Source organism: Taibaiella chishuiensis (genome assembly GCF_003014535.1).
In the GTDB taxonomy this organism is placed as follows: domain Bacteria; phylum Bacteroidota; class Bacteroidia; order Chitinophagales; family Chitinophagaceae; genus Taibaiella; species Taibaiella chishuiensis.
Genome location: NZ_PYGD01000003.1, coordinates 353,560 through 376,176, shown reverse-complemented (window position 1 = coordinate 376,176; position 22,617 = coordinate 353,560). Strand labels below are relative to the sequence as shown.

The following is a 22,617-nucleotide window of genomic DNA, read 5'->3' as shown; positions in this document are numbered from 1 at the left end:
TAACCGTATGAAAAAATTTATCCAACTGGCTTTTGTTTGTTTAAGCATTGGCGTATTGTCTGCATCAACTTCCTGCTCCAGCAATTATGATGCAACGCCTGATGTACCCGGTAAGGATACCATGAGGAACCCTTTCCAGGGCGACTTTACGGCTGTGGTGAATGGTGTAAATTTCATAGCGGAAACCAAAGGCTACCAGGATGCAACGGTAGGCGGTATCAGGGTACTGACCGTTTATGGTATCATGAACAGCGCCAATAAAGATCCGAAATCCAATACGAGCATAAACCTGAACATCAACAACTACAATGGCCCCGGCGTATATTACATCCAGCAGGGCGTTGCCGGTGTATATACCATCCTGAACAACGGTACCCCTACCGCTTTCCTGGCCAGGGTAGACTCCGCCAACATGATCACCGTTACCGGCGATGGCGATAAGATCGAAGGCAGCTTTAATTTCACGGTTACTCCCGATGGCCTGGAAAATCCCAACCAGCAGAATATTGCCGATGGCAAATTCAGCATTCCGAAATAATATACATTTCCTTAATTAACAGGTATATTAACATTATGCCGGCATTCCAGATGGGGTGCCGGCTTTATTTTTGAATCATGAAATTAATCGGCAAAATATTATTGATCCTGCTTTCGGTCGGCATCGGCGCATTCTTTGTTTTTTCCGCCTATACGAAAACAGAGCCGGTACAATATTTTGAGTATACGATCAACAGCCAGCTACACCTGCCCTGGCATATGTCGGCATTGCTGGCACGTTTCTTTATCGGGCTGGAGCTGGCCCTGGGCCTGCTTATGGTGGTTAATGTGTTTGGCGCCAGGCGGTGGGTATTAAAACTGAGCCTGGGTATGCTGATCCTTTTCAGCCTGCACCTGGTGTTGCTCTGGATTACCCAGGGCAACGATGTGAACTGCGGGTGCATGGGTAGTATCGCCCCGATGTCGCCCGCAGCCTCGCTCCTGAAAAACATAGGCCTGATGGCCGGTATCGGTCTGCTGATCCGCTTTTACCGCACCCGTGACAGCAATTTGCTCAACATCATTACCCTGCCGGTAAGCCTCGTACTGATCGCGATTCCTTTTGTAATATACCCGCTGAAACAGCAGTTAAACCTGCCCCTGAGCCGCCTGTACCAACCCGATCAGAAAGAGCAGCCCAAGACCGAGTTACGGCAAGGCCGGCATATCCTCTGCTTTATGAGCCTGGGCTGCAGCCATTGCCGCGATGCTGCAAAGATTATTACGGAAATGAAACGGAAGAGCCCTTTCCTGCCCTTCTATATTATATTCCCCAGCGGCACCGACAGTACAAGAGCTGCCAGGCTTGCCGATTTTATGGCCGACACCAAAGCCGACAATATACCTTTTCATTTCGTAAGCCAGAAGGACTTCGTAGACATGGTGCAGCTTTCCGGTAATGACGGCGTACCCTGTATCTTCTGGATGAAGGATACCACCATCATCCGTAAAATATCCATACCCGAGCTAAACCTGGCCGAAACGGAAGAATGGCTGAAACAGTAAGCCCAACGCCAGCGTCCCCTTTTTAAATCCCCGGTACCGGGGATTTACTTTTTATCAAAAAAATTTTATTTTTATCCCATCAATACAGAAGCCGCTATTGCCGGGACCTTCAGGCATCCCGCTCCTGCAGGCTCCCGTAGCCGCATACACTCATCATCTTTAAACAGATAACCACACCTGCTGTTAAGCCGGTGCAACCATCCACACCAAAACATCAACACATGAAAAAATTCCTGAAGATCCTGGGTACGATCATCGGCCTTGTCGTCGTATTTATATTGGTCGCCGGCCTGTTTTTACCTAAAGACTATCACTTCGAACGCAGCATCACCATCAATGCGCCCCGGGAGATCGTCTGGAAAAACATAAGCAGCTTCGCCAATTTCCAGAAATGGGATCCCTGGTCGGTATACGACCCGAATATGAAACGCAGTATCAGCGGTACGGACGGCGCTCCGGGCGCCGTTTACCGCTGGGAAGGCAATGGCGACGTGGGCAGCGGCAGCCAGACATACAAAGCTCTGGTACCCATGGAACGTATCGATATAGACCTGCACTTCCTGAAACCGTTTGAAAGCAAAGCTGCGGTATATTACCAGCTCAAGACTGCCGGCAATGCCGTAAACGTGGTATGGGGTTTCAATACCCGCTTCTCCTACCCGATGAACACCATGCTGCTGTTTATGGATATGGACGCCACGATGGACAAAGACTTTTCGAGCGGGCTGGCCAACCTGAAAAAACTCTGCGAAAGCAGCGGAAAAATGACGGCATCGATCTGGTAGCCGGCAACCGGAATGAGGCGATACCGGTGTTATTAACTACCGGAAACAGGGTATAAAAAAAGCCATGAAATTCAGTACAGAAGCGACTTTCCAAGAAAAAGTAAAAAAAACCATATGAAATGCACCGCCTGAAAGGCCTTACTGCCGGCCTTTTTCGGGACAAAAACCAGACAAAAACCTGTTAATAATTTGTGGAAAAGCAAACCAGCAAAGGGTTACAGGCCGGAATATTTTTTTGAAAAATTTGGTTATGATTAAAAGAAGAGTATATTTGCCTATAACATTTATTACTAACCTAATAATTCATTCATTTAAAAAACACCACCAGTTATGAACAAAGCAGAATTAGTTGACAAACTCGCCAAAGATGCAGGTCTTACTAAAGCCCAGGCTAATGCAGCTTTAGATTCTTTTACTACTGCCGTTACCGGCGCCCTGAAAAAAGGCGACCGTGTTACTTTAGTGGGTTTCGGTACCTTTTCCGTATCTGAGCGCTCTGCACGTAACGGACGGAATCCCCAGACCGGTGAAGTGATCAAAATCAAGGCACGCAAAGTTCCACGCTTTAAGGCAGGTAAAGAATTTGCCACAAAAATCGGCGGTAAAAAGTAATTTCGAATGAGCTAAATACACAAAAACCCGTGATTATATCACGGGTTTTTGTATTTTCGCGTTTTATTCATTATTCTTTAAATACAGATTACCATGGGTAGAGGTGACAAACGCACCAAAAAAGGAAAAATCACTTTGGGCACTTTTGGCGTATCCCGTCCGGATAAAGCTAAGAAAAACGCAGCAAAAGCAGCAGCTACAAAAGCAAAAGCTTAATTGAAAACCTTCCAAATGCGGAAGGTTTTTGAATTTTATCTTAAATTTGAGGATAAGCGCGGGGATCCGGTGGAAATAGGATATTTTTACCGGTAACCCGACCGCTGGTTTATACCCCTGAAGCCATGAGCAATCCTCTTTACCGCTTAAAAGATTTTATAGAATGGAAAGCCTTTGGCGTATGCACGGCCATAGGCGAGAAACTGGGCATTGCCACTTCGCGCATCCGGTTATGGTTTATCTATATCTCCTTTCTTACCCTGGGTTCGCCGCTGATCCTGTATATGATCCTGGCTTTCTGGATGAACATCAAACAATACATCTGGCTGAACCGGCGTAACCCGCTGCGCTGGCGCTAAGCGGCCTGCAAGCCAGCTTTATACCCTTACCATTCATACTCGTCTTCTACCCTTTTCTTGAGCCTTTCTACCAGGTCGAACGTGGCCGGGCAGCGATGCAGGTTCTGGATAAAGGTATCGTTGTACAGGTCGAAAGGCCGTTTGTTATGATGAGGAAATTCGGCACAGTCCTTCGGCCTTACTTCATAGATACTGCACTTATCATCGACGAGGAACTGGCAGGGCTGTACGGCATTGATAATACTGCCGGTATCTTCCTCCTTCAGCAACCATTTATCGAAAAAGGCCTTGGGCGTCATTCTCAGGTGGGTGGCTATCCGTTTTACATCGGTCTTGGTAAAGGTCGGCGTCATGGTTTTGCAACAGTTGGCACAGGTGGTACAGTCTACATGTTGCCATACCTTTTCATCTTCCTGGGCCACTACCTTTCCGAAGCCCGTGGGCACCGTCTCATCCAGCTTTTTGAGAAAGCCTTCCAGTTCGCTGCGTTTCCTTGCTGCCTTACGTGTAAATTTTTGCAGATCCATAGTACAATGCGGGTAAGCCGGCAAACCGGCGGTTCAAGACGCTAAAAACACCAAAAGATACGCTATTTTTTTAAGGGGCTGCCGGGTTCTGCGGCAAAATGGCTGAATACTTTTTTATCCATCCAGCCGGGGAAGAGTTTATTGAGCCAGACCGTGGCCTTACCCTGCGTGGTCATGATCACGGAGCGTTTACGGCTTTCGATGCCCTTAAAGATAATACGGGCGCAGGCTTCGGCGCTCATCAGCTTTGCTTCGTCGAGCGGGGTCTCCTTTTGCGTACCGCCATCGGCGCCCAGGGCTACATTGCGGATATTGGAGGCCGTAAAGCCGGGCGAGGCCCACATCACATTTACCCCGCTGTGCAGCAGTTCGGTACGCAGCGACTCCAGGAAACCCTGCATGGCAAATTTGGATGCAGAATAACCGGTGCGGGCCGGCAGCCCGCGGTAGCCCGCGATAGAAGAGATACCGGCCACCGTTCCTTTATTACGGATAATCGAGGGCAGGGCATATTTGGTCATGTATACGGTGCCCCAGAAATTAATGTCCATCAGCTCCTTCAACACTTTAAGGTCCAGCTCGGCAAACATGGCGCGCATACTAAGCCCGGCATTGTTGACCAGGATATCGACACCACCCCACTTTTGCTCCACCTGCGCCACGAAGGCGGCGCAACTGGCCTCGACCGACACATCGGCCGCCACTGCCAGCAGGTTGTCGTGCTGCCCGAAAGCCGCTACCAGCTTATCGCGGTTGCGTGCGCAAACCGCCACCCTGGCGCCGGCTGCAAGCGCCTGGTCGGCCAGCGCCTTGCCAATTCCGGAGGACGCGCCGGTGACCACTACGACCTTATTTTTCAGAAAGGAATCCATGTTCGCAAAAATACAGTTCGGTATTCAGGATTTGCACATTATTTTTGCACAAATTTTTACCGGCGCCGCCGGCAATCATCTACAATTAAACAGTAAATTAAAATCTCAAATCAAGCATTATGAAGGTAATGATCATTATGGGGTCCAAGTCGGACGAAGGTGTTATGCAGGAAAGCAGCAACTGGCTGAACTGGTTCGGCATTGAAAACGAAATGATAGTAGCGTCTGCGCACCGTAACCCGGACAAAGTACGCGACCTGATGGTAAACGCTAAAGCTAATGGCTTCGGTGCTGTAATCGCTGCCGCCGGTATGGCTGCCGCCCTGCCCGGTGTTTGCTCAGCCTACACTTCACTGCCTGTACTTGGCGTACCCCTGGATGGTGGTCTGCCCGGTGGTATCGATGCCCTGTACTCTATCGTTCAGATGCCTGCCGGCCTGCCTGTAGGTACCCTGGCTGTAGGTAAAGCCGGTGCACGCAACGCTGCTGTACTCTGCGCCCGCATCTTCGCGTTAAGCGACGCTGCTGTAGCTGAAAAAGTAGAAGCCTTTAAAGCACAGGAATACAAAATGTAAGGACGCCCCTGCGTTCGTTTTAAAAGCGTACCCGCCTGCTGCGGGTACGCTTTTTTGTCCTGTAAATTCCCTAACTTTCCTATGGAATCATCATCTATGAAACGGTTGCTGTTTTGGGGGATCTTATGTTGCCTGGTATCCTGCAAGCGGGATAAAACAGAACACGCTTTTTATTACTGGAAAACAAGCCCGGCTTCGGTTAGCGCCGCGAAGATAAAACAGTTGGGCATCAGCCATTTTTACATCCGCATCATGGATGTGGACTGGGATGAACGGCTGCAGATGCCGGTACCGGTATCGCCCCTGAGCCAACTACCGGAGGCTATACAAAAACTGCATTTTACCCCTGTCGTATTTATTACCAACCGTACCTTTGCCCGGGCAGACGACTATTGGGCCGACAGCCTTGCCGTAAGGCTCAGCACTTACCTCGGGAGCAGGATCGCCCGGTTACGTCCCGACAGTGCCGGACGCATGTATGACGAGATCCAGGTCGATTGCGACTGGACACCTGCTACACGCGACCGCTATTTCCGCTTCCTGGCCCGTTTTAAGGCTTTAAATAAAGACCGGAAGATAACGGCAACTATAAGACTTTACCCCTACAAATATCCCGATAAAATGGGCGTGCCACCCGTAGACAAAGGCATGCTGATGTGTTATAACCTGGGCCGGATCGCAGAACCGGGCACCCGCAATTCGGTGTTCGATGCCCGGGAACTGAACCGTTACCTGACGAACAGGAAATATGCGCTGCCCCTGGACATTGCCCTGCCGGTATTTGGCTGGTATGCCTGGTTCAGGGCCGGATCGTTCAAAGGTATCATCTACGCATCCGAGCTCAGCTCCGGCGATTCGCTGGTGGCCACAACAGGCCAGGGGCAACTGCGGGTACCTGGCGATCGCGAACTGGCCGGCAAATACCTGCGCGCCGGCGATATACTCCGCAGCGAATACCCGGCAGCCGATGACCTGGAACAAGCCGCAAAAACACTGAAGACCCATATTCCAGGCATACAAAGAGTCGCTTTTTATCATTGGGACGAACCCGCAATCAACCGCTATGAACCTACGATACAGCATATTTACGATCTGTTTTAGCCTGCTCTGCTGTTGCGCCATACCCCTGCCGGCCTGCGGCCCCTCGATCTATGCAGACGAGGGCAGGATGCAGTTGTTCCGCAACGGGCTGGACGGGCTGAAGGGGCTCGAACCCTTTTATTACTCAGAGCGCTTCCTGAACAGTTACAGCGCCGATCCCGGCGGCGAAGACTATAAGCGCAACTGTGCCGAATGGCGGCAGTTTACCGGCAACAAGGCCAGCATCGACGATATTTACGCGATCCAGTACGATACCGACCCCAAGGCCTTCCTGGATGCCTGTGCCAAAGGCGACCGCAAATTCTTCGGCAACAATACCCTGATGTTATGGCTGCTGCGCAAGGAGAACAAAGCTGCGCTGGACTATATGATCCTAGCCAAACGCGCCGAGTCTACCCAGTTCAGAGATGCAGATCCCTGGGTGGATAGTGCGAAAGGCAGCCAGGAAATGCCTGGTGAATTAGCCGGGGAAGCGCTCAACCGGTGTCGCCAGGTAAAACAACAGTTCCTGAAAGAACGGTATGCCTTCCAGGCCTTGAAAATGGCTTACTACGCAGGGCCCACCCTGCAAAACAGGCAACCGGTGCTGGACCTCTACCCTGCCCTGCTCGACAAAAGCAGCTCTGTAGTACTGGGCTGGGCGCAATTGTTCTATGGTATGCAACAAAGCGATCCCTTGCAACAGACCATTTACCTGTTGCGTTCCTTCGATCATTCCGAAGAGAAGAAAGTATTCTGTTACCAGCAGATCGGCCGTAAAACACTGGACAGCATCATGCCTTTTATCAAGGATCCGTATACCCTCGAACTGCTCCATGTGGTGAAGGGAATGAAAACTTATGGCAGCGCCTTTGAACAGATCAAAGCCGTATATACCCTGAACCCGCACAGCAAGTACCTGCCCCTGCTGCTAACCCGTGAAGTAAATAAACTGGAAGACTGGATCTGGTCGCCGGAATTGCTGGGCTTTAACGGGATTAGCTTCGAGGATGGGACCATTAAAAGAGCCCCCTACAATAAGCCCTATGCCCAACAGGATTCGGGATACGCTTATTATGCCAAGCTAAACCTGGACCAGGATAAGAAGCGGCTATCGGAACTGCTCGGCTTCCTCGAAAAGACAACCGAAGCCCCCGGCCGGAACAAGGATTTCGTAACCCTGTGTATTGCCCACCTGCACAATATTTCGGGCAATTACGAGCAGGCCAGACAATGGACCAATACCCTGGAACCCATGCAGGACAAACATTACGAGATACAGCGCCTGATCGAGGCGACTATCGCCTTTGCTTATACCGAAGAGGTAACTACGCCTGCAGCCAAGGACCGGATCGCCACCAACCTGTTGCGCATGAACGAACTTAACCCCGCTTTTTTAAAAAGCCTGCAGAAGGGAAGCGATCCCAACCGGTTTTATTCCGCTGACGGTGAAGAAGAGTACGACGACGACATGGCCGAGCTCTTCCTGCTGCTCAGCAACCGCTACAAAGCCCAGGGCGACCTGCTTACCGCCGGCTTTCTGTATACCAAAGCAGCCGTGATGCGTAATACTTACGACGGCTGGGCCGATACCAGCGACGCCAACTACCAGTTTATCGCCTACTTCGACCGGGAAGCCTCGCCGGCTACTATCGACAGCCTGCTGGCCTTTAAGCACGCGAAGCGCAGAACCGTATTCGAAGGCCTGATCGCGCCGGTACGCTGGGCCAACGAAGATTTTTACCGCGACCTGAAAGGCACGATATTAGTACGCCGGGAACAATACCACGAAGCCCTCGCCGTATTTGCCGCGATGGATCCGAACTTCTGGGAAACGCATTATGAATACAAAAGTTACCTGCCGATCACGACCATTACCAACCTGGGCACGCTTAGCCCCTGGGACGAACCACAACAGGCCAGGTATTATACTCTATCCAGCAAGAAGCAGATCGTAGCAGAAGTAACGCGCCTGCAGGACTCCCTTAACCTGCGGCTCCCTGCCGAAACCAAGGCTAAGCTGAACTACAGGCTGGGCCATGCTTTATACAGCCTCAGCTATTATGGCAAGGCGTGGATGATGATGAGTTATGGCCGCACATCGCGCGAACAATGGCAAGCGAAGGGCGACTTTGCCTATTATTCTTTTTACCCCAACTCGCTGCGTTACGGCAACAACTATTATGGTTGCGCCAACGCCATGGCTGCTTATAACAAAGCGCTTACCCTGAGCAGGAACAAGGAGCTGAAAGCCAAATGCCTGCTGAGTCTTACGCTATGCGATAACGCCGCCAAATATATGCGGGATAGCCGCAACGGGCTGTATACCCCACAGCCTTACCGCTCGGCCTACCTGCAACAGCTCGAGCGCCGGTATGCCGGCACGATGGCTTACGAAGCCGCCAGCACGACCTGCCCGGACATAGCGCGGACCGGTTACTGATTCAACTTTATACAGCTCATTGATAAGAAAAGAGGCGCAGCTTTTGCTGCGCCTCTTTCGTAGTGTACATATGCTTATTTACCAACTATAAATCAAAGAAAAGACACCGGGTTTGGTCGCAACTTTTCGCCTATTGGTCGCATTTTAGCCGGCGGTGTGTCATTATTTTCAACTTTTGCAAGACAACCAAAGCCAATACCCGCCTGCATATCCGGACAGGAGCACAGGATACCGGGCAGAGGCGGACCCAACAGCACAAGATCCATACTCTACTGAAAAAAACATTTAAACAGACCCAAGAATGAGCAGACTCAAGGCCGTCTTCCGGCAGACATGCACCCTTACCTTAAGCCTGGGCGTAGTAGCAACAGGATTGAGCTCCTGTAAAAAATCTTCCAATAAGGATGAAGACTACGTCGGCAACTGGTTTCGCAGTTATGACTTTGAAGGCGTAGCGCGGACCGAAGCGGTAAGTTTTGTGATCGGCAATAATGCTTATGTAGGCACCGGTTATAAAAAAGACGATGAACGCCTGAACGATTTCTGGGCATTCGACCAGACCACGGCGACGTGGTACCAGAAGGCCGACATGCCCGCCAAAGGCCGCAACAGCGCCGTAGCCTTCAGTATCGGCAACAAAGGCTATGTAGGCACCGGCTACGACGGCATCAGCTATCTTAAAGACTTCTGGGAGTACGATGCAGACAGCAATAGCTGGACCCGGAAGGCAGATTTCGGCGGATCGGGCCGCTACGGCGCCGCCGCTTTTGCCATCAACGGTAAAGGCTACATCACGACCGGCTATGATGACAACTTCCTGAAAGACCTCTGGGAATATGATCCGGCAACGAACCAGTGGGTACAGAAAGCAAGCCTGGCCGGTACCAAACGTAAAGATGCCCTGGCCTTCGTGATCGGCAATACAGCCTATGTATGTACCGGGCTGAACAACGGCGCATACCCCGATGATATGTGGGCCTACGACGGCAATACCAATGTATGGACCCAGAAGCGCCGGCTGATCAATGTAAGCGACGAAGACTACGACGACAACTATAATATCATCAGGAGCAATGCCAGCAGCTTCGTGATCGACGGCCTGGCCTATGTGACTACGGGCGAACATAACGGCGTTACCGGCACCACCTGGATGTATGAACCCAACTCGGACATATGGACCCAGAAAACAACCTTTGAAGCAACAACAAGGATAGGCGCAATAGGCTTCTCGCTCAATAACCGGGGCTATATCACCACGGGCAACAACAGCAGCGCCAATTTTGATGACATGTGGGAATTTGCGCCCTACGCAAAAAAAGTAGACAATGATTAAAACCCTGAGCCTGCTCGCAACGCTTTGCCTGTTTGCCGCCTGCAGCAAGGACGACCACGACCTGCCGCCTTCATCGCCTTTCCGGGTAACCACTTTCCAATGGGAACAAGGCTGGGGGTACTTTATAGCCATCAATGGCAAGAACTATATCCGGCAGCCTTATATCCCGGCCATCAGCGGCAAGCATGCCTTCCGGAGCCAAAACGACGCCCTGAAAACCGGGCAGTATGTATGCGGGCTGATCCGTCAACGAAAGCTGCCGGCCCTGCGGGTAAGCGACCTGCAAAAACTGGGCATCGTAGCGGATAGCGCCAGGACCGGACCGCAATAAACGATCATCGTATAAAGCCTGCTACCAGGATGAAAAAATCCATTTCCTATCTATTGCTGCTTGTTGCCGGCCTGTATTTTATGGCCTGCAACAAGACGGTGGTCAACTTCGGCAAGGAAAACCTGACCGACGACCCCAATATTATTTACCTCGATTCCTTCGTAATCAAACTCGCCACCTACCAGCTGGATTCCTTTGCTACAGCGAGCGACAGCCTGTTTAAAGTAGGCAGGCAGTCCGATAGCCTGCTGGGGGTGTTCCGTGCACAATCCTGGTTCCCGCTTGGTCGGCCGGCCACGAACCCGTTAAGCGGTTGTGCGAATTGCAGCTTCGATTCGCTGGTATTCAGGATGCACTTTACCGGCAGCGCCTATGGCGATACGACGGCGCCCTTCCGGCTGGACCTGCACCGCCTTACGCAGCCCATAAGCACCACCACCGGCTGGAAAGGATACAATGTAAGCACATTTGCCTACGATCCCGCGCCCCTGGCCAGCACCACCCTGACCGACCTGCGGCCATCTGCCAACCTGCCGGTATCGATCCGTATGCCAGACAACCTGGGCCTCGAGTTCTTCAATATGCTTAAAAGAAACGCAGACACGATGAGCAACCAGGATAAGTTTGCCCGGTACTTTTATGGTCTCGTACTAAGCGGCGACGATGCCGGCAATAAAGCGGTTTATTATTTCGGCCCCAACGATTCGACCAAAAGAACGGTGCGGCTGTATTACCGGCTTAATGCCAGCATTCCCGAACAACAGTACCTCGACTTTACCCTGCAGCCTGCCAGCTCGCAATTCTATTCTTTCGGCTACGACAAGAGCGGTACCACGCTGGCCGCATTCCTGCCCAAAAAGAAGCAGAGCCTGCCTTCCGGCCTCACGGGCAATAAAGTATTCCTGCATGCCAGCAGCGGTTTATTCCCGAGGATCAGCCTGCCCGATGTATTTGCCCTTAAGGAGCTGTACCCTTACATCAAAGTAGTAAAGGCAAGCCTGGAAATTACACCGCCCGCAGCCAGTTACGGACAGAGTAGTTTTTACGCGCTGCCGCCGGGGCTGGGCCTCTACCCGATCAACAGTAATAATGAAGTGGGCAGCGGACTGGGCACGGCCAACGGATCGCTGCAAAACGGCAGCCTGATCATCGACTACCTCTACCATAAAAATACCCGCTATACCTACGACCTTACCACCTATATCAACACCTTGCTGAGCCAGGGCAGAGGCGCACAACAGGACTTCCTGCTGTTGCCGCTGAGCAGCGCTTACGAAAACAGGCTTATCCTCGATGCAGCAGGACAGCAATTATCGGTCAAACTCAAACTTTATGTCCTGGGATTATAAATCAATACGGGGCAGCAAGCTGCTCCCGCTGCTTACCCTGCTTACCCTGCAACAGGCGGTGGCCCTGGGCCAGAGCACGACCTCGCCCTACTCCATTCTCGGCATAGGCGATATTGAAACCAAGGACTACGGCAAGTTCTTTGGCATGGGCAGCGCCTCTGTAGCCTTACGCAGCGCGAGTTACATCAATACCGCCAACCCCGCGTCGCTTACGGCACTGGATCCGAATATGATCAATATCGACATTAACGGCAGGTGGCATTCGGGCCGCTTTCAGTACAATGCATCCGACACGCTTACCTCCTCCAATAACGATGCCGCGATACGCAGGTTATCGCTTACGTTCAGACCCAGCCAGGTATGGGGCCTCTCGTTTGGCATTAAGCCTTACAGTTCCGTAAACTACCTGCTGAGCCAGAACCTGGGCCTGCAGGACGGCGCAACCTCTAATATCACGAAAACCGTTACCGGTAGCGGCGGCGTCAACCAGGTCTATATCGCCAATGGCTTCCGGATCGGCAAACACCTGTCGGTGGGACTTACCGCTTCTTACCTGTTCGGCTCGCTGACCAACACGACCAACTATCTATACCGCGATCTGAATATGGATATCACGCGGAAAGAATACCAGGAGCTCAGGGCTTTCCAGTTCCAGCTGGGCCTGCAGTACTCCGGTAAAATAGGCGCTTATGCCACGCAGCATTTCGGCATTACCCTTTCCAACCCGGCTACGCTCAAAGGCGACTTCAGTACCGATTACCTGGTGGGCGATTCGCTTACAAAATCCACCAGCAAAACCGGTAAAAGTTTCAGCATCCCCCTGCAGCTGGGCCTGGGTTATGCCCTGGAGTTAAATGAAAATATGACCTTCGCCGCGGCCTATACCTATTACGACTGGCAACGGCAAAAGCTGAACTATCCCAATGCCTATACCGACAAGGCGCAGCAATATGCGCTGGGCTTCCAGTATACCACCCATAAAAGGATACAGGGCCAGATGCGCGAAAAGATGTTCTTCCAGTTGGGCGTATCCTACAACCAGGGCTATATCCACCTGCTCGGGCAATCGATCGACGATATGTCGGCAACGGCGGGCATCGGCAGCAACCTCACCCGGCTTATCAATTGTTACCTCGGTATTGAAGTAGGCCGTAAAGGCGATATCAGTAAAGGACAGATCCGCGAAAACTATACCCAGGTATCGGTGGGAGTAACAGTAAAAGAATTCTGGTACAACACAAAAAAGCTCCGGTTGTATGATTAACCGCGACATCCCTCTTTTTCATGTATGGTGATAGGGTCACATACAGACGGGCGATGTCTATCGCCCGTTTTTTTTATGCCCGTCCAACAACAGGCAGGCAATGATGCAGGCCATAAAAAGACCGGCCGTATCAATGCCCGGAGCAAAGCCAACACGGCTGCAAACTGCTACTGGCAAGCTATTACACAGGAAACAACCTTAGCCTGCATTTGTTATTAGTAAAAAACAAATCATGCTATAAAATACAAAACAGCCGGCTTAAAGCCGGCTCATGCACAGCCGTTAGTACAACGGCAATCAAAATTGCAACAGGCTTACATACCGGTAAGATTCCGGATCACAGTCCGGTAGGTCTCTCCTATGGTCAGTTCGTACTCTTTGATAAATACGCTGTTTTTCCTGATGGCGGTAATGCTATCGATAGATACGATATAGGACTTGTGAATGCGGATAAAACGGGCACCGGGCAATTGCTCTTCCATGGCCTTAATGCTCGACCGTGCTACCACAGGCTTATTGGGCGCGCTTTTGAGATAGATCTTCACATAATCGCGCAGACCTTCTATCCAGATAATATCGCTGAACAGGATCTTAAGCAGGCTGTAATCTACATTGAGAAAAAAATAATCGGGGGCCGGTGCGGCATATCCCGGCTGCTGGCGGGTTGCCGCATTACGCAGCTGGAACAGCTCCAACGCTTTATTACAGGCCGTCATAAACCGCAGCAGGTCCACCGGTTTGAGCAGGTAATCGACCACGCTCAGCGAATAACCTTCGAGCGCATACTCCTGGTAAGCCGTAATCAGGATGACCAGGGGCTTTACCGGGAGGCTGTCGATAAACTGGAGCCCGGTAAGTCCCGGCATCTGTATATCAGCAAACACAAGGTCTACCGTATGTTCCTGCATAGCCTTAACAGCCTCGAAGGCATCGCCGCAGGTGGCTACAAGCTGCAGGTAAGGCACCTTGCCGATATTGTCGGCCAGCAGGGCCAGGGCCAATGGCTCATCGTCTATCGCGATACAACGTAACATCAATGTAAATTTATTTTGAGATAAACAGCAAACCAGTGCTCGCCCTGTACATCCTGCTCCCGTTCGATCGTCAGCACATGATCGTTTTCATACAATAGTTTTAACCTGCGTTGTACATTAGACAAGCCAATGCCCGAGCTCCGGTCTTTCTGCTCGGTTTCATCATCGCTGTACTTATTGGCCACGGCAAAGAACAACACCTTATCGCGCTTGTACAGGTGAATATTGATCTCGGGGTTATGGATCCTGCCGATCCCATGTTTAAAGGCATTCTCTACGAAAGGCACGAGCAGCATGGGTTCTATTTCATAGGCGTTCAGCCCTTCCTCCTCGAGGATGACCTGCACCTTTACCTTGGTACCGAAACGCTGCAGTTGCAGGTCGATGTAACTGCGCAGGTAAGCGACTTCCGAACTGAGCGACACTTTCTCCACATTGGTATCGTACAACATATAACGCATCAGCGAAGAGAGTTTGATGATCGTAGGTTCGAGCTCGTCGCTTTTTAACCGCGCCAGCGCATTGATATTATTCAGCACATTAAACATAAAGTGCGGACTGATCTGCGAGCGCAGGAAAGAAAGTTCTGTTTTTAGATTTTCCTGTTGCCGTTCCTGTACCAGGGCTTCAGCCCGCGTTTTGTCGCGCATCATACGGAAGGCCAGGCTGGCTGCGAGTGTAAGGAAATAAGGTGCGAGATTAAATACGGCGGCGCCCAGGAAACTGATGACCAGGCCCGAGGGTGCGTCGAGCAGGGTTGCCGGCATTGCAGGAATGGCGCGGGCAAACTGGACCGGGGCGGCCTCCGTAAGTGCCGGGGCAGTAGCCACATTAGCGACTTTTAACCGGGACATAGTACTATCGTCGGCTACCTGGCTTACCTGCAACGCGGCCATCGGCAGCGCAGGCTCCATGGAGTAATCCTGGGATGCCAGGCCCATTACCTGTACCGCTCCCGGGTCCGGGCTTTCGCCTGGGCCGGCCAATGGCAAGGCAGGTGTAATGGAATAGTCCCTGATGGCTTCGCCCAATACCGGCGAGTCTTCCGGTATCCGGGCGGTTACCATTACCGGTCCTTCGCCGGTCTTTACGGTGTGCACTTCGCGATAGGGCCGGGCCGGTGCCGTATTCAGGCTGGTCCGTTGAAACCCCGTTGCAAAGCTCCGGTTCATGATCATATTATTGCAACAAACAATAACCAGCAACATACCGATCACCAGGAGGCCATACCGTACGTACTTTTTGCGGTAAATATAACGGGGTGTAAATACAAAGGCATTGAGATAGAACACAACGACCCAGATCAGCTTTGCCGCAATATCGCGGATGATGAAATGATGGGGCGGACCATAAAAACGAAACCGGAAACCGTAGTTGTACTGCATCAGGTAAGGCAATGCAAATATGAACAACCACAGTATCACATGCTGCAGCACCGTTACCCAGCGTTTGTTTTGAAAGTGGAAATAAGATAGCGACATAGCAGGCAGGGCGGACCTGGGCCACCCGGTATATTTTTACGGCCAAATATAAATGCAGCGGACCGTTGCAGCGGGTAAAATGCTGCAAACAGCCGAAATGTTGCGGTGAAACGGGAAGGCTTGGTACCAGGGTTGTATCCCGGTCAATAAAAACCGTATAAAGAGGGGTTGTAGTATCCGGAGCGGGAAATAATTTATGCAACTGAAAGAAGGTACCGGCTAGCGTACGCCATCCAGGTAGCCCTGCAGCAATATGGTTGCGCTGATCTCGTCGATCAGGGCTTTGTTCTGGCGGTCCTTTTTCTTAAGACCGCTGTCGATCATGCTTTGGAAGGCCATTTTAGAGGTAAAGCGTTCGTCTACGAGCTGTACTTTCTTATCGGGAAACAGTTTTTGCAACTGCCCGTGAAACTTCTCTACCTTTTTGGTGATATCCGTTTCGGAGCCATCGAGATTACGCGGGTAACCCAGCAGTATTTCCGACACGGCTTCGCGGGCGAAATACTGTTTCATATAGTAAACCACCTGTTCGGTATCAACGGTGGTAAGTCCCGTAGCGATAATGCCCAAAGGATCGGACACTGCAAGTCCCGTTCTTTTTTTCCCGTAATCGATGGCTAATATCCTGGACATAAGTATTGGTGCTGTCTGCGTTGCGGTATACCTGCAAGCGGTTTATTTAAAGTTCATAACAAGGCCGAAACCCACACCGCCATTGGGCATAAGCACGGGGCGGGCCCTCAGGGTGATATCTTCTGAAATATCGAAATTTTTCAGGTGGGCAAAAACGACGGCATCGACCACCTGCAAAGTATAACCCAGGGCCGAAAGCAGCACGGTAAGATCCAGGTTGCGCCGGTAATAGTCCTGCAGACCTTTGGCTTCAGCAGCGGTATACCTCGCGTTGTCCGTCAGGGATTTATTATTGCTCTGGTAAGCCGCATACAAACGCCTGAAATCATTATAATTTTTCAGGTTGTCGCTTACGAAATATATGGCCACGCCTACACCGGCATAGATCACGCCCACCTTCCAGTACTGCTTGTTGTAGTACTGCCCCAAACCGGGCACTATAGCGGAAAAGAGGCCGATCTTCTTGGGCGTAAGGAAGGGCGTTTTAAACAGGGAATCCGTTTTAAGCGGTGTGACCGTTTTGCCCGCCGCGGGCGTATCGGCTACCGGCCCGGCTGTTGCAGCCGTATCCTGCACCTGCTGCGCTGTGGCGCACAGCCCGGAGCACAGGCAGGCAAACAATAGAATAAGCCGGAGGTACATCATAGGTCCAGAAAACGTTTCGGCGGCGAAATTATTGCTTTTATCCCGAATCAGCTAACCGGCCGCGCATAAAGTTAAGTGCCGGCCCGGCTACGCCTACTTGCCCGCAGGCAATTGGATGGTGTAGGACTTACCCTCTTTTACGGTAAGTTTACGGTCGCGCAGCCAGGGATTCAGGATCTTCAGCATTTTATAGGTAGTACCCTGGTCGATGGCAAACTGGGCCAGGTTGGCTACACTCTGGGTAATCGTCATGCTGCGGGTCGGTACGGGCTGGTAGCCGTCGCTTTCCGGCACTACGAAGCCATATTTGGGTGCATTGCTGATCAGTTGTTTGAGGGCCAGTATGCGGAATACATACCGGTTCGTTTCTTCGGGCAGCAACAAGTCGTAGTAGTTGCCCGCCATCTGGAACGTGCTCTGGTTGCTGAATCCGCCCATACCGCAGTTGTAGGAGGCTGCGGCGGCGGTCCAGTTGCCGAATTTGCCATAGGCATCCTTCAGGTAACGGCAGGCGGCATTGGTCGATTTTTCGAGGTGGTACCGCTCATCTATTTCGTCGGTGATCTCCAGGCCGTAACGGGTGCCGGTTTCCCGCATAAACTGCCAGTAGCCTACGGCGCCGGCAGGCGAGGTCGGGTTTTGCAGCGAGCTCTCCGCTACGCAGAGGTATTTAAAATCGTCGGGCAGACCATTCTCCTTCAGCTGTTTTTCGATGGCCGGGAATACCCGTGAGCTCAGCTTCAGGATGTATAAGGTAGAACCATGCATGTAGTAATTCATCAGCAGTTCGCGATCCAGGCGTTCGCGTATCTCCCAGCGGTCCAGCGGCACTTTTTCGCCAGCAAAACTCATGTTCCTGGGCAGGGATACCGGGTACCATTTGTATTGCAGGCGGCCTTCTTCCGTTACTTCAACGGGACCGTCCTTGCCGTCTTTGTCGAATGCCACGCCGGCAATCACAGTTGCGCCCAATAAGGCGCCGATACCTAACATCTTTATTTGCTGCCTGTTCATATGCTGTAATATTTGACCTGTATGCAATATAAGTAATTCGATGAAAACAGCCCGCGTTGTGCCGTATGTTTCCCGGAAAATAGACCTAAAAAAATAACGCCGGTCCTGGCTGGGACCGGCGTTGTTATTTAAACAGGTATCGTTATTCCATTTCGAACTTATACCCTACACCCTTAACGGTGGTGATTACGTCGATACCCAGCTTCTGGCGTATCTTACGGATGTGTACGTCGATCGTACGGTCGCCTACGATCACTTCGGTACCCCATACTTTCTGCAGGATCTCGTGGCGCAGGAATACACGGCCGGGCTTGGAAGCGAGCAGGTTGAGCAGCTCGAATTCTTTTTTAGCCAGGATGATCTCTTCACCTTTATAGCTCACGGTAAATTTATACTTATTGATCTCCAGTTCGCCGAACACGATCTTATTACCCTGCTCTTCATCTTTTTTCACCCTCCTCAACGCGGTACGCAAACGGGTAAGCAGTAATTCTGGCTTGATAGGCTTCGCGATATAATCGTCGGCGCCGAGCTTCAGACCTTCTATCTCCGATTTTTCGTCGCTCAGGGCGGTCAGGAAGATAATGATCGTACTGTCGAGGTCGGGATTACGGCGCAGCTGCTGTATCGTCTGCAGGCCGTCTTTCTCCGGCATCATCACATCCAGGAGTATCAGATCGGGATTAAAAATAGCCGCTTTCCGGATAGCTTCGTCTCCATTGTTGGCCGTTGCGGTTTCGTAACCGGCTTGTCTCAGATTGTAATTGATAAATTCGACAATGTCCTGCTCATCATCAACTACCAGGATCTTTCCAAAATTGGATTCCATAATATCGGTTTGAAATTCGAGTGCAATATTAGAGGAACTTAAAAGAAAAATAACATTACGAAATTGTTAACTCAAAATCGCGCAATTCCGGTCTACTCCTGCGTTGCAGCGGGCGGTACCACCTCGTTGACATCGCTCCCGTCTATACTTAACTGGGTAGGGAAAGCAAAGCCCCTGGCATGTTGATACATGGCCTCGTAGATACCGAAATTAACCTTTTCTTTTACACTTCCGAAATCGGTTTCGGGCGCAGCCGACACAAAATAAATAACCAGTATATTGACCGAAGAGGCCCCGAATTCATCGAGATGCACAATGGGCTGCCCCATGGTGCCTTCGGTTTTAAGGATCACGTTCTTGATGGCGCTGATGGTATTTTCCAATGTCTCCTGCGACAGGCCATAGATAGCGCCCACCGAAAACTTAACCCTGCGCATACCCCGTTCCGAAAAATTTTCGAGGTTGCTATCGATCAGTTTGCGGTTGGGCAGCGATACCATCGACTTGTCGAACGAACGGATGCGCGTGCTCCGGAAGCCCACCTTTTCGATAATACCCTCCACCCCGTTTACCTTGATCCAGTCGCCTATGGTAAAAGGTTTGTCGATCATAACCATAAAGGAGGCCAGCAGGTTTTCAAGGCTCTCCTTGGCGGCAAAGGCAATAGCGATACCACCCACACCCAGACCGGCGATCAGGGCGGCTACATTTACATGGAAGATAACGCCCAATACGGTAAAGAACCCAAAGCCCCATACCACTACCTTCAGCACATCCTTCAGTAGAGGATAGATCTGCTGGCGGCCCCGGTCATGCTCTTCGGTAGCCTTATGCAGCAAGACCATGATCACGAAGTCTATGATACGCGAAAGCAGCAGGATAAAGTAAAAGATCAGGAAGAGGAAAAACAGGTGATCGACCAGGTCCATAAGGGTGACCAGCCTTGAGGCCACTTCCTGCCCCGCTTCTTTAACGGGTTTCATGCGCTTAAACAGGATCAGCTTATCGAACGAAGTGCTGAGCTGGTTGAAAGCCACATAAAAGAAAATGGTTACAATCAGTCCCTCGATAGGCCGCAGTAATAATTCCTTAAACTGCTGCCCGTAATAGTCCGCCGAAAACTTTTTGAATACGGTAAAAAACAACCGGGTAAAAATAGCGGTGATGTATTTTTTCAGCAGCAGCGCCAGCACGAGGATCACGGCAAACCGGAGGTATACCATCAGTGAATTGCCCCATAGTTCCTGTTGTAAGAAATCTAAATTCAAGGTGTTGTTTTTTTACAAGACAAAAATAAGCGTCGGATTGTTGCAGGTATACTCAGGTCATGATGTAAGTAAGGTCGCCAAGCGCCTGTACCCTGCAACTGGTACAGGAAGCGCGTATACTGTCGATAATTACCGTATCGCCGGGCCGGAGCGATTGAAAGAAGTTCTTACACGCGTTGTTAAAGTAAGGCCCGGCACAGGTCGTTTCGAAAACCAGGTTCCTGTTGCGGTAGACTTTAATGCCAAACGATATGGCCTCAAAATAACGTCTCGTTATGCCTTCCTGCGTTATCACTACACCCGTCTGCAACTTAAAACCCGCTAAAGGGAAAGGACCGCTTTTACGGCCGCCTACACTGGCTACGGGCGGCGATAAATGTTTAACCGGTAAACTCCTGTTGCCCAGGCTTACCAATTTCCCGTTTACTTTCTGCTGTACCTTCAGTGTTACCGTGCCTTCGCGCGATACCCGAAGAAAGTAGCGACAATCACGATCTTTTTTCAATTCACCGGCATCCGCAGTTACTGTAATCGCATCACAGCCATCCCGCTCTGGTGATATCTCGATCCGGTTATCAAAACCGATATATACCGTGCCGTTCAGCCATTCGGTCGTAACGGCAAACTGCTGCGCGCGCAGCACGGCCGGTGTTATACACCAGCATACCGTCCAGCCTGCCAGGAATACGAGCGTTTTCATCACCTGAAGATAAAAAAAATGTTCCGGCAGGGATATCCCTGCCGGAACAAAAAGTATTAGATAGACACATTAAAATCCCTCAAAGCATCATTCAGACTGGTTTTCAGGTCGGTGCTTTCTTTACGTTTGCCGATAATAAGCGCACAGCCTACGCCAAATTCACCGGCAGGGAATTTCTTGGTATAGTTGCCGGGTATCACCACGCTGCGCGCCGGTACGATACCGCGGTACTCTACCGGCTCGTCGCCGCTTACATCAATAATCTTGGTGCTCTGTGTCAATACCACATTGGCGCCCAGTACCGCTTCGGCCTCTACCCTTACGCCCTCTACCACGATACAGCGGGAACCGATAAAACAGCCGTCTTCGATAATAACCGGCGCGGCCTGCAGGGGTTCCAGCACACCGCCGATACCTACGCCACCGCTCAGGTGTACATTTTTACCGATCTGCGCACAGCTACCCACCGTAGCCCAGGTATCCACCATGGTACCCTCGCCTACATAAGCGCCGATATTGACATAAGAAGGCATCAGCACCACATTGCGGCCGATAAAGGCCCCATAGCGGGCTACGGCATGCGGCACGGCCCTTACGCCCAGTTCGGCATAGTTTTTTTTAAGTTCCATTTTATCATAGAACTCGAATGGCGGCAGATCCCAGGTCTGCATTTTCTGGATGGCGAAGTACATCAGGATCGCCTGTTTTACCCACTGCTGTACCTGCCAGCCGCCGTCTACCGGGGTTGCCACGCGCAGCGTACCTTTATCTACCTGCTCCACCACCGCGCGTACGGCGTCCTGGTAGGCCGGTTCGTTCAATAAATCCCTGTTGGCAAAGGCCGCCTCGATCTGTTCCTGGTAGCGGCTCTGTGCTTCTGTATGTTGCATGTCTTTTGATTTATGTGCGGAATTAAACCAGGAAGGACGGTTATCGCCGTCCTTCCTTTAATCTTGATATATGTATGGAACGCTTTACGGTTAGTTCTTGCTTACGGTACGTTGTTCAATGCGTTTTTCGTAGTCTTTACCCTGGAAGATGCGGTGTACATAGATACCCGGCACATGGATAAAATTAGGGTCCAGTTCGCCGGCGGGCACCAGCTCTTCTACTTCCACGATCGTTGTTTTACCGGCCATAGCCATTACGCTGTTAAAGTTGCGGGCGGTCTTGTTGAAGATCAGGTTACCCGCCGTATCGCCTTTCCAGGCTTTTACGATGGCGAAATCGGCTTCGAAAGCCTCTTCCACCAGGTAGTCTTTACCTTTAAAATTACGTACTTCTTTGCCCTCGGCTACCTCGGTACCCACACCGGCGGGTGTAAAGATGGCCGGGAAGCCGTAAGCAGCAGCCATACAGCGGGTGGCCAGTGTACCTTGTGGTACCAGGTCCACTTCGAGTTCGCCGCTGAGCAGCTGGCGTTCGAATTCCGCATTTTCACCCACATAGGAAGCGATCATTTTCTTTACCTGTTTGGTCTGCAGCATCAGCCCGATGCCGAAGTCGTCCACACCGGCATTGTTGGAGATGCAGGTCAGGTTCTTTACGCCTTTTTTGATCAGCGATGTAATACAGTTTTCCGGGATACCACACAGACCGAATCCTCCCAGCATGATCACTGCGCCATCCTGAATATCTTTGATTGCCTCATCGGCATTAGCGACTACTTTATTGAATCCCATAGAATAGATTAACATTTAGGGCTTAAAGGTAAAACATGTATGG

25 protein-coding genes are annotated in these 22,617 nt (G+C 51.2%); 13 read left to right on the top strand and 12 right to left on the bottom strand.

Features of this window, described 5'->3' with window-relative positions; translation table 11 throughout:
* Positions 1 to 7: 7 nt before the first annotated feature.
* From B0I18_RS11980 to B0I18_RS11955, 6 genes are all read left to right on the top strand, one after another.
* The gene (locus tag B0I18_RS11980; RefSeq protein ID WP_106522943.1) at positions 8 to 538 is read left to right on the top strand and encodes a hypothetical protein; all 531 of its coding nucleotides are present in this window, start codon (positions 8 to 10) and stop codon (positions 536 to 538) included.
* Positions 539 to 615: 77 nt separating this feature from the next.
* The gene (locus B0I18_RS11975; RefSeq protein ID WP_106522942.1) at positions 616 to 1,542 is read left to right on the top strand and encodes a MauE/DoxX family redox-associated membrane protein; all 927 of its coding nucleotides are present in this window, start codon (positions 616 to 618) and stop codon (positions 1,540 to 1,542) included.
* 221 nt (positions 1,543 to 1,763) lie between these two features.
* Positions 1,764 to 2,327, top strand: a complete 564-nt coding sequence (locus B0I18_RS11970) for an SRPBCC family protein (protein WP_106522941.1) — start codon at positions 1,764 to 1,766, stop codon at positions 2,325 to 2,327.
* Positions 2,328 to 2,657: 330 nt separating this feature from the next.
* On the top strand, positions 2,658 to 2,939 hold the full coding sequence (locus B0I18_RS11965) for an HU family DNA-binding protein (RefSeq protein WP_106522940.1): 282 nt from the start codon (positions 2,658 to 2,660) through the stop codon (positions 2,937 to 2,939).
* Between the two features lie 93 nt (positions 2,940 to 3,032).
* Entirely contained in the window at positions 3,033 to 3,155 is a 123-nt protein-coding gene (locus B0I18_RS11960; RefSeq protein ID WP_106522939.1) for a 30S ribosomal protein THX, read from the top strand.
* Positions 3,156 to 3,280: 125 nt separating this feature from the next.
* Complete coding sequence (locus B0I18_RS11955) at positions 3,281 to 3,514, top strand: PspC domain-containing protein (RefSeq protein WP_106522938.1); 234 nt, start codon at positions 3,281 to 3,283, stop codon at positions 3,512 to 3,514.
* Positions 3,515 to 3,540: 26 nt separating this feature from the next.
* Here the strand turns inward: B0I18_RS11955 and B0I18_RS11950 are convergent, their stop codons facing one another.
* Together B0I18_RS11950 and B0I18_RS11945 are read right to left on the bottom strand one after the other, a co-directional pair.
* A complete protein-coding gene (locus tag B0I18_RS11950) occupies positions 3,541 to 4,041 on the bottom strand; it encodes a YkgJ family cysteine cluster protein (protein ID WP_106522937.1) in 501 nt (166 codons plus the stop codon).
* Positions 4,042 to 4,103: 62 nt separating this feature from the next.
* Positions 4,104 to 4,913, bottom strand: a complete 810-nt coding sequence (locus B0I18_RS11945; protein WP_106522936.1) for an SDR family oxidoreductase — start codon at positions 4,911 to 4,913, stop codon at positions 4,104 to 4,106.
* A gap of 119 nt (positions 4,914 to 5,032) precedes the next feature.
* Here B0I18_RS11945 and purE point away from each other — a divergent pair, with 119 nt between their 5' ends.
* The 7 genes from purE (at position 5,033) to bamG (ending at position 13,288) form a co-directional block, all read left to right on the top strand.
* Positions 5,033 to 5,488 carry a 5-(carboxyamino)imidazole ribonucleotide mutase gene (gene purE / locus B0I18_RS11940; protein WP_106522935.1) on the top strand — a complete coding sequence of 152 codons (456 nt, stop codon included), beginning with the start codon at positions 5,033 to 5,035 and terminating at the stop codon, positions 5,486 to 5,488.
* Positions 5,489 to 5,569: 81 nt separating this feature from the next.
* Positions 5,570 to 6,589 carry a hypothetical protein gene (locus B0I18_RS11935; RefSeq protein WP_146146730.1) on the top strand — a complete coding sequence of 340 codons (1,020 nt, stop codon included), beginning with the start codon at positions 5,570 to 5,572 and terminating at the stop codon, positions 6,587 to 6,589.
* Positions 6,552 to 9,011 (top strand): hypothetical protein, encoded by a 2,460-nt coding sequence (locus tag B0I18_RS11930; RefSeq protein WP_106522933.1) that lies wholly within the window; start codon positions 6,552 to 6,554, stop codon positions 9,009 to 9,011. The genes B0I18_RS11935 and B0I18_RS11930 overlap by 38 nt, the downstream gene beginning before the upstream one ends.
* 301 nt (positions 9,012 to 9,312) lie before the next feature.
* Positions 9,313 to 10,344: a Kelch repeat-containing protein gene (locus B0I18_RS11925; RefSeq protein ID WP_106522932.1), complete on the top strand. Its 1,032-nt coding sequence runs from the start codon at positions 9,313 to 9,315 to the stop codon at positions 10,342 to 10,344.
* Complete coding sequence (locus tag B0I18_RS11920; RefSeq protein WP_106522931.1) at positions 10,337 to 10,675, top strand: DUF4907 domain-containing protein; 339 nt, start codon at positions 10,337 to 10,339, stop codon at positions 10,673 to 10,675. The genes B0I18_RS11925 and B0I18_RS11920 overlap by 8 nt, the downstream gene beginning before the upstream one ends.
* A gap of 29 nt (positions 10,676 to 10,704) precedes the next feature.
* On the top strand, positions 10,705 to 12,024 hold the full coding sequence (locus tag B0I18_RS11915; protein ID WP_106522930.1) for a DUF4270 family protein: 1,320 nt from the start codon (positions 10,705 to 10,707) through the stop codon (positions 12,022 to 12,024).
* Positions 12,008 to 13,288, top strand: a complete 1,281-nt coding sequence (gene bamG, locus B0I18_RS11910) for a BamG family beta-barrel-assembly machinery protein (protein ID WP_106522929.1) — start codon at positions 12,008 to 12,010, stop codon at positions 13,286 to 13,288. Before B0I18_RS11915 ends, bamG begins: the two co-directional genes overlap by 17 nt.
* 314 nt (positions 13,289 to 13,602) lie before the next feature.
* Here bamG and B0I18_RS11905 read toward each other — a convergent pair whose 3' ends face one another.
* The 10 genes from B0I18_RS11905 to B0I18_RS11860 form a co-directional block, all read right to left on the bottom strand.
* Positions 13,603 to 14,322, bottom strand: coding sequence for a LytR/AlgR family response regulator transcription factor (locus tag B0I18_RS11905; RefSeq protein WP_106522928.1), 720 nt, complete (start codon positions 14,320 to 14,322; stop codon positions 13,603 to 13,605).
* Positions 14,322 to 15,803 carry a sensor histidine kinase gene (locus B0I18_RS11900; protein ID WP_245882088.1) on the bottom strand — a complete coding sequence of 494 codons (1,482 nt, stop codon included), beginning with the start codon at positions 15,801 to 15,803 and terminating at the stop codon, positions 14,322 to 14,324. The genes B0I18_RS11905 and B0I18_RS11900 overlap by 1 nt, the downstream gene beginning before the upstream one ends.
* Before the next feature lie 219 nt (positions 15,804 to 16,022).
* Positions 16,023 to 16,436 carry a Holliday junction resolvase RuvX gene (gene ruvX, locus B0I18_RS11895; protein ID WP_106522927.1) on the bottom strand — a complete coding sequence of 138 codons (414 nt, stop codon included), beginning with the start codon at positions 16,434 to 16,436 and terminating at the stop codon, positions 16,023 to 16,025.
* Between the two features lie 42 nt (positions 16,437 to 16,478).
* Positions 16,479 to 17,081, bottom strand: a complete 603-nt coding sequence (locus B0I18_RS11890) for a DUF5683 domain-containing protein (protein WP_106522926.1) — start codon at positions 17,079 to 17,081, stop codon at positions 16,479 to 16,481.
* Between the two features lie 93 nt (positions 17,082 to 17,174).
* Entirely contained in the window at positions 17,175 to 18,095 is a 921-nt protein-coding gene (locus tag B0I18_RS11885) for a lytic transglycosylase domain-containing protein (protein ID WP_106522925.1), read from the bottom strand.
* A 142-nt stretch (positions 18,096 to 18,237) separates the two neighbouring features.
* Positions 18,238 to 18,924: a response regulator transcription factor gene (locus B0I18_RS11880; RefSeq protein ID WP_106522924.1), complete on the bottom strand. Its 687-nt coding sequence runs from the start codon at positions 18,922 to 18,924 to the stop codon at positions 18,238 to 18,240.
* A 92-nt stretch (positions 18,925 to 19,016) separates the two neighbouring features.
* The gene (locus B0I18_RS11875; protein ID WP_106522923.1) at positions 19,017 to 20,192 is read right to left on the bottom strand and encodes a mechanosensitive ion channel family protein; all 1,176 of its coding nucleotides are present in this window, start codon (positions 20,190 to 20,192) and stop codon (positions 19,017 to 19,019) included.
* Between the two features lie 52 nt (positions 20,193 to 20,244).
* On the bottom strand, positions 20,245 to 20,892 hold the full coding sequence (locus tag B0I18_RS11870; protein ID WP_106522922.1) for a GldM family protein: 648 nt from the start codon (positions 20,890 to 20,892) through the stop codon (positions 20,245 to 20,247).
* Positions 20,893 to 20,948: 56 nt separating this feature from the next.
* Positions 20,949 to 21,782 (bottom strand): 2,3,4,5-tetrahydropyridine-2,6-dicarboxylate N-succinyltransferase, encoded by an 834-nt coding sequence (locus B0I18_RS11865; protein ID WP_106522921.1) that lies wholly within the window; start codon positions 21,780 to 21,782, stop codon positions 20,949 to 20,951.
* Positions 21,783 to 21,872: 90 nt separating this feature from the next.
* Positions 21,873 to 22,574, bottom strand: a complete 702-nt coding sequence (locus B0I18_RS11860; protein WP_106522920.1) for a CoA transferase subunit A — start codon at positions 22,572 to 22,574, stop codon at positions 21,873 to 21,875.
* Between the last annotated feature and the right edge of the window lie 43 nt (positions 22,575 to 22,617).

What these genes read in the sequence shown, in the direction of transcription:
- B0I18_RS11980 (WP_106522943.1), top strand. Translation starts at nt 8, where the DNA reads ATGAAAAAATTTATCCAACTGGCTTTTGTTTGTTTAAGCATTGGCGTA.
- B0I18_RS11975 (WP_106522942.1), top strand. Translation starts at nt 616, where the DNA reads ATGAAATTAATCGGCAAAATATTATTGATCCTGCTTTCGGTCGGCATC.
- B0I18_RS11970 (WP_106522941.1), top strand. Translation starts at nt 1,764, where the DNA reads ATGAAAAAATTCCTGAAGATCCTGGGTACGATCATCGGCCTTGTCGTC.
- B0I18_RS11965 (WP_106522940.1), top strand. Translation starts at nt 2,658, where the DNA reads ATGAACAAAGCAGAATTAGTTGACAAACTCGCCAAAGATGCAGGTCTT.
- B0I18_RS11960 (WP_106522939.1), top strand. Translation starts at nt 3,033, where the DNA reads ATGGGTAGAGGTGACAAACGCACCAAAAAAGGAAAAATCACTTTGGGC.
- B0I18_RS11955 (WP_106522938.1), top strand. Translation starts at nt 3,281, where the DNA reads ATGAGCAATCCTCTTTACCGCTTAAAAGATTTTATAGAATGGAAAGCC.
- B0I18_RS11950 (WP_106522937.1), bottom strand. Translation starts at nt 4,041, where the DNA reads ATGGATCTGCAAAAATTTACACGTAAGGCAGCAAGGAAACGCAGCGAA.
- B0I18_RS11945 (WP_106522936.1), bottom strand. Translation starts at nt 4,913, where the DNA reads ATGGATTCCTTTCTGAAAAATAAGGTCGTAGTGGTCACCGGCGCGTCC.
- purE (WP_106522935.1), top strand. Translation starts at nt 5,033, where the DNA reads ATGAAGGTAATGATCATTATGGGGTCCAAGTCGGACGAAGGTGTTATG.
- B0I18_RS11935 (WP_146146730.1), top strand. Translation starts at nt 5,570, where the DNA reads ATGGAATCATCATCTATGAAACGGTTGCTGTTTTGGGGGATCTTATGT.
- B0I18_RS11930 (WP_106522933.1), top strand. Translation starts at nt 6,552, where the DNA reads ATGAACCTACGATACAGCATATTTACGATCTGTTTTAGCCTGCTCTGC.
- B0I18_RS11925 (WP_106522932.1), top strand. Translation starts at nt 9,313, where the DNA reads ATGAGCAGACTCAAGGCCGTCTTCCGGCAGACATGCACCCTTACCTTA.
- B0I18_RS11920 (WP_106522931.1), top strand. Translation starts at nt 10,337, where the DNA reads ATGATTAAAACCCTGAGCCTGCTCGCAACGCTTTGCCTGTTTGCCGCC.
- B0I18_RS11915 (WP_106522930.1), top strand. Translation starts at nt 10,705, where the DNA reads ATGAAAAAATCCATTTCCTATCTATTGCTGCTTGTTGCCGGCCTGTAT.
- bamG (WP_106522929.1), top strand. Translation starts at nt 12,008, where the DNA reads ATGTCCTGGGATTATAAATCAATACGGGGCAGCAAGCTGCTCCCGCTG.
- B0I18_RS11905 (WP_106522928.1), bottom strand. Translation starts at nt 14,322, where the DNA reads ATGTTACGTTGTATCGCGATAGACGATGAGCCATTGGCCCTGGCCCTG.
- B0I18_RS11900 (WP_245882088.1), bottom strand. Translation starts at nt 15,803, where the DNA reads ATGTCGCTATCTTATTTCCACTTTCAAAACAAACGCTGGGTAACGGTG.
- ruvX (WP_106522927.1), bottom strand. Translation starts at nt 16,436, where the DNA reads ATGTCCAGGATATTAGCCATCGATTACGGGAAAAAAAGAACGGGACTT.
- B0I18_RS11890 (WP_106522926.1), bottom strand. Translation starts at nt 17,081, where the DNA reads ATGATGTACCTCCGGCTTATTCTATTGTTTGCCTGCCTGTGCTCCGGG.
- B0I18_RS11885 (WP_106522925.1), bottom strand. Translation starts at nt 18,095, where the DNA reads ATGAACAGGCAGCAAATAAAGATGTTAGGTATCGGCGCCTTATTGGGC.
- B0I18_RS11880 (WP_106522924.1), bottom strand. Translation starts at nt 18,924, where the DNA reads ATGGAATCCAATTTTGGAAAGATCCTGGTAGTTGATGATGAGCAGGAC.
- B0I18_RS11870 (WP_106522922.1), bottom strand. Translation starts at nt 20,892, where the DNA reads ATGAAAACGCTCGTATTCCTGGCAGGCTGGACGGTATGCTGGTGTATA.
- B0I18_RS11865 (WP_106522921.1), bottom strand. Translation starts at nt 21,782, where the DNA reads ATGCAACATACAGAAGCACAGAGCCGCTACCAGGAACAGATCGAGGCG.
- B0I18_RS11860 (WP_106522920.1), bottom strand. Translation starts at nt 22,574, where the DNA reads ATGGGATTCAATAAAGTAGTCGCTAATGCCGATGAGGCAATCAAAGAT.